Annotated in this window: 4 protein-coding genes; 2 read left to right on the top strand and 2 right to left on the bottom strand. The window is 67.5% G+C overall.

Annotation, left to right across the window (positions count from 1 at the left end; all coding sequences use genetic code 11):
* Positions 1 to 115 precede the first annotated feature (115 nt).
* Together ACIRGA_RS38555 and ACIRGA_RS38550 are read right to left on the bottom strand one after the other, a co-directional pair.
* Positions 116 to 1237: a DUF6801 domain-containing protein gene (locus tag ACIRGA_RS38555; RefSeq protein WP_400951521.1), complete on the bottom strand. Its 1122-nt coding sequence runs from the start codon at positions 1235 to 1237 to the stop codon at positions 116 to 118.
* Positions 1238 to 1300: 63 nt separating this feature from the next.
* Positions 1301 to 2536: a DUF6801 domain-containing protein gene (locus tag ACIRGA_RS38550; RefSeq protein ID WP_400951518.1), complete on the bottom strand. Its 1236-nt coding sequence runs from the start codon at positions 2534 to 2536 to the stop codon at positions 1301 to 1303.
* A gap of 487 nt (positions 2537 to 3023) precedes the next feature.
* On the opposite strand from ACIRGA_RS38550, the gene ACIRGA_RS38545 reads away from it, so the two are divergent.
* Both ACIRGA_RS38545 and ACIRGA_RS38540 read left to right on the top strand, forming a co-directional pair.
* Positions 3024 to 3596 (top strand): hypothetical protein, encoded by a 573-nt coding sequence (locus tag ACIRGA_RS38545; RefSeq protein ID WP_400951515.1) that lies wholly within the window; start codon positions 3024 to 3026, stop codon positions 3594 to 3596.
* A 42-nt stretch (positions 3597 to 3638) separates the two neighbouring features.
* Entirely contained in the window at positions 3639 to 4853 is a 1215-nt protein-coding gene (locus ACIRGA_RS38540; RefSeq protein ID WP_400951512.1) for a lipase family protein, read from the top strand.
* Positions 4854 to 5334: the final 481 nt, after the last annotated feature.

Below are 5334 nucleotides of genomic sequence, written 5' to 3'. Positions count from 1 at the left end.
CTCCGGTGGGGTTTGTTTCCTCAATCTTCTCCCTTTTCGTGTGGGGGTGTTTGGGGGGGTTGTGGGGGCTTCACACCCCCAACCCCCCCCCCCCCCCCCCCCCCCCCCCGCGACACTAGGCCTGCCGTGGGGTCAGGGCGAGCTCGAAGGTGTTGCCGTCTCCCTGGAAGAGGGTGCTCACGTACGAGGTGAACGCGCCGCAGCCGGTCAGCGGCGCCAGCGAGTAGGTGCCGGCGAGCGCGCCGCCCTTCGCCATGGTGAAGCCGTCGCCGGTGCGCAGTTCCGCCGTCGACGGGGCCGACGTCCGGCAGCCCGGCCCGGTGCTGACCGGCATGCCGACGAGCGTGACGAGCGGGAGAACGGTGGTGAACCGGGGCCTCGCGACGAAACCGGTCCCGGTGAGGTCGCCGCCCTGCGCTCCGTCGGCGACGAACTCCAGCTCGGCCGTGCCCGGCAGGAAGCCGAACAGCCGGAAGTCGGCGTGCGCCTTGTCGAACACCGGACCCCCGCTGAACACGGTTGCCGCGGTGGGGCTCAGGTCGAAGGTGCCGGTGAGCGGTGCCGCGGCGCCGAGTGCCTTGACTGCGGTCTTCCCGGCGACCGCGTACCGGTGCCCCGCGGGTTTGTCGCCGAGTTCGAAGGAGAGCAGGACCGGGTCCTGGCCGGGGTCGAGAGTGCAGTCCGAGGTGAACGAGCCAAGCCCGGTGAAGGAGCCGTCGGCCTTCTTGGGCGTGAGGCGGGTGGTGAAGTCGCCGACGGTGAGCGTCGTCTTGCCCGGTTTCGCCAGCGTGATCGTGGGCACGGAGCCGGTCGCCACCGTGCTGAAGGTGCCGGACGGCGGGAGATCCGCCTTGGCGACGTTCAGCGGGATGCGCACGGGAAGCGGGCTCGCGTCGCCGTTGACCAGTGTCACGCCTGCCGCCGCGGTGCCTTCGATGGTGGCGGCGCCGACGAGGTTGAGGCCGCGGGCCGCCTTGTCGGGCACGGTCACGGTGATGGTCAGCCCGGACGTGGTGAGCGTGCCCCCGGGCGCCGTCGGCACCTCGAAGTCGGCCTTGATGTCCACGTCGAGCTTCTGCAGCCCGATCAGGGGGAACGGGCAGGTGAACGACAGCTTCTTGTCGACGGGCGTCCCCGCCGCCGCGCTGCGGACGGCGACGAACGCCAGGCAGCCGGCGGTGATCAGCACGATGAGGCCCGCCGCGATCAGCATCCGGACGTTGACACGAAGGGGCATGGTCGCCTTCCCGAAAACGGCACCGGTCCCCGTCGCGGGAGGCGACGGGGACCGGCGGCCTGACTACTTCTTGGTGAGGTTCAGATCGAGCGTGTTGCCGTCGCTCTTGGCGAACGCGCTGACCCAGTCGTTCAGCTGACCGCAGTTCTGCAGCGCGGACAGCGAGTAGGTCCCGGTCAGCTTCCCGCCCTTGAGCAGATCGAAGTCCGGGCCCGTGGTCATCTCGCTGGTGGACGGGCTGACCGTGCCGCACTTCGGGTCGGAGCTGATGGGGATCCCGAAGATCTGCACGCTCGGCAGGAACACGTTGAACTTGATGTGCGCCTTGAACCCGGTGCCGACGAGCTCACCGGTCTGCTTGCCGACCTGTTCGACCTTGATCTCCGAACGACCGTCGATGAACCCGAACAGCTTGAACTGGGTCGACGACGGGTCGAGCTTGAGGTCACCGGTGAACGTCTTCGACGCGAGGTCCACATCCGCGTCGAAGCCACCGTTGATCGCCGCCGTGCTGCCGAGCGACTTCAGCGCGGTCTGTCCCTTGATGCCGAACGCGTACTTGATCCCGCCGCCACCGGGGGTGGTGGGAGTGGTCGGGGTCGTCGGCGTGGTCGGCGTCGTGGGAGTGGTGGGCGTGGTCGGGGTGGTGGGGGTCGTCGGCGTGGTCGTGCCGCCGCCACCGTCACCGATCTTGATCGTGGCCAGCGTGTTGTTCTGGCCGGGATCCTGCGTGCACGGCGCGTCGATCGTGCCGTCCGGCGTGATGCCGGTGACCGAACCGTCGGGCTTGCGCGGGGTGACCTTCAGCTGCAGGTCGCCCACGGTGATCTTCGCCTCGCCGGGCTGGTTGAAGGTCAACGAAGGCGTCTTGCCCGCCGCGTTGATCGTCATCTCGCCCGAGGTGGGGATGTTCTGCTTGGCGATGTCGTTCGGGACCTTCACCGGCAGGTTGAGTCCCGGTGCCGCCACGTTCGCCGCCGCGATGGCCTGGCCTTCCAGCGTGGTCGCACCGATCAGGTTGAGCCCGCTGACCGTGTCCGCGTTGATCGTGGAGACGGCCTTGATGTCGAACGTACCGGTCGGCTCACCGGTTTTGACCGACAGCGGAAGATCGGTGTTGATCACCACCTTGAGCGACTGCGACCCCACGAGCGGCAGGTTGCAGTGATAGTTGAGCGGGAGCGAGATCGGATCGGCGACACTGGACTGTGCCCCGACCACGAGTACCGCGGTGGCAAGCCCCACGGCACCGGCAGCGGCGGCGGCGACCGCCTTCTTGGTTCCTCTACGGTGACTCACGATCGTCCTTCCGTGGTATCAACGATGATACGAAACGGCGTACAATTCCCCAGAGCAATGAATATCGGCCCGTGAGAATTCTCCGGGTAGCGACGATGTCTGACGGATCGCAACCGAACAGTAAACTAACGACGCGCACGCACCGCTATCAAGTGCTTCTCCGGAAAAGTTGACGCGGCACCGGTAAATTGTCACGCTGGCACGGTGCGGGCGAGCTGTTCCTAGTAGCGACACATGGGTTTCCCCAGTTCAGAGCCGGATAAGCCCGCTCCCGGAACCGCTGACGAGGGTGACAATCTCACGCCGGAAAACTATCTCGCGCGTGCCAATCACCCTTTTCCGGGCCATACTCGCCTTGCCTGCCGGAATCTTTCGTGAGTAACCTCGCGGTTCAGCAAGCCGGTCGCCGCCGACCGCGCGGAATCCCGCTCGTCGCCGGCGCAACAGGCCCTCTTTCGCCGAATTCGACGGGGAAACCATGAAAAGAATGCGCCGCACGGCAGCGCGAATCGCGTTCGCCACCGTTTCCGTGACCGCCGCGGCGGTCCTGCTGAGCGCCTGCGGGTCCGACGAGCCCGCCGACGCGGGCAGGCACGCCGACCCGGCCGCGCTCGCGTGGGTGGACAAGGTGTGCTCGGGCGTCGCGACGGGCTCGGCGAAGCTGTCCCAGCCACCCGCGTTCGACCCCGCCAATCCGCAGGCCACGAAGACGGCCATGGTGGGCTTCCTGAACTCGCTCTCCGCCGCGCTCGACGACATGGCGGGCGGGCTCCGGAACGCCGGTGTGCCGCCGGTCCCGGATGGACAGTCCGCGGTGGACAAGGCCACCACCACGCTCGGCGAGACCAAGTCGAAGGTGTCCGCCACCTTGACGCGGATGCAGGACGCGAAGGTCACCGACCAGGCGAGCCTGCAGAAGGTGGTCGCCGACGCGGACAGCACGATGAGCGGGTTGAGCGAGCCGGAAGGCCCGATCAAGCACCTGCGCACCAACCCGGAACTGGATCTCGCGTTCACCGAATCCACCACCTGCCGCCAGGTCTACGGCGGCAACGCCTGAGCCCGCGACGCTCTGCCCTCAACCAGCCCTGGAGGCCCGGCCGTGCCGACCCCGTTCCCCCGCCCGTCCCGCCGGACACTCGCCGTCGCGCTGGCGATCGTCCTGTCCGCCGGTCTCCTGACCGTGCTGAGTGGAAGCCCGGCGAGCTCCGCCGTCCCGGCGGCGTCCGACGACTCGTTCTACACCCCGCCGTCCCCGCTCCCGGCGGGCGAACCGGGCGACATCATCCGCTCGCGTGTCTCGAAAGCCGGTCCGCGTAAGGATTCCGTCAACGCGTGGCAGGTCATGTACCTGTCGACGAACGCGCTCGGGCAGCCGGACGCGGTGACCGGGACCGTACTGGTGCCGAAGAACGTGGACCCGGCGAAGGCGCCGATCGTCTCGTTCGCCGCCGGCACCCACGGCCCTGCCTTCACCTGCACCCCGTCGAAAATGATCGACATCGGCGCGTTCTACGAGCAGTCGGGGCTCGACGACGCGCTCGACGCCGGGTACGCCGTCGCCCTCACCGACTACGAGGGCTACCGCCAGGATCCGAAGACGACGTATGTGGTCGGGCGTTCGGAAGGCCCGGCGGTGATCGACGCCGTCCGCGCCGCGCAGCGCCTGCCGGAGACGAAACTGTCGGCCGACGCCAAGGTGCTCTTCCGCGGGTATTCGCAGGGCGGCGGCGCGGCCGCCTGGGCCGGGGAGCTGCAGCCTTCCTACGCGCCGGAGCTGAACCTCGTCGGCGTCGCCGCCGGCGGCGTGCCGGCGGACCTGGTCCAGGTCACCCTGCAACTCGACGGGAAGTTCGGTTTCGGCGTCTTCGCCTACGCCCTGATCGGCCTGGACAACGCGTACCCCGAACTGAAACTGGACTCGTTCCTGAGCGACAACGGCCGCGCGAAACTGGCGGAGATGCAGAAGAGCGCGTGCACGTTCGAACTGCTCACCACCTACGCGAACAACAAGATCGCCGACTACACGACCAGCGCCGGGTACGTGCGTCCGGAATGGGTCAAGCGGCTCAACGAGAACAAGCTCGGCGGCACTCCGCCCAAGGTCCCGGTGTTCCTCTACCACGCCACCCAGGACCAGCTCGTGCAGTTCGCCCAGGCCGACGCGTTGCACAAGGCCTACTGCGCCGCCGGGGTCAAGACGACGTGGAAGACCTTCGAGACCGACCACATCACGGCGGTCTACACCGGTAACGCCGATGTGCTCGCCTTCCTCAAGGACCGGGTCGCGGGCGTTCCGGCGACGTCGAACTGCTGAACCATCCTTTGTGGACACATGGAGACAGGGTCGTGAGTGGCGATTCGGCTTAGGGCCAAGCATGTTTTAGGTACCTACGGAAGGTGGCGGCCGGGTGGTCGCAGGTCCGTGAAGGCCTCCTTGCCTACCCTGAAGGTAGGGAAGGAGGCCTTCACGGACTCCACGATCGCCACCTCAGCCTCAGCGACACCACCAGCCCCGGCAGTCACAGCGGTTGCGCGTGAAGGACCCCTTCCCTCGGCTCAGCCGAGGAAACTCGACCTTCACACCTTCCCCAAGGACATGAAGGGGCGACCAAGCGCGGCGGCGGCCTGGTGGGTCACGTCTCGTGAGTGGCGATCCGGCTTAGAACCCGAATCGCCACTTACGAGGCTGTATCCGGCCGGGGCGAAGGCTCCTTTCGTCGCATCAGACCTGGATCCACCGGTGGGTTTTGTTGGTGATCTTGGTGGGGTTTGTTGATCTTGTTGGTGGGCGTGGG

The sequence above is a fragment of the Amycolatopsis sp. NPDC102389 genome, from assembly GCF_044765885.1.
Taxonomy (GTDB): Bacteria; Actinomycetota; Actinomycetes; order Mycobacteriales; family Pseudonocardiaceae; genus Amycolatopsis.
Note: the sequence above shows the minus strand (reverse complement) of the source record. Positions and strands in the feature narration are given on the sequence as shown.

Excerpts from the sequence above, each read along its gene's own strand:
- ACIRGA_RS38555 (WP_400951521.1), bottom strand. The coding sequence starts at position 1,237 with ATGCCCCTTCGTGTCAACGTCCGGATGCTGATCGCGGCGGGCCTCATC.
- ACIRGA_RS38545 (WP_400951515.1), top strand. The coding sequence starts at position 3,024 with ATGCGCCGCACGGCAGCGCGAATCGCGTTCGCCACCGTTTCCGTGACC.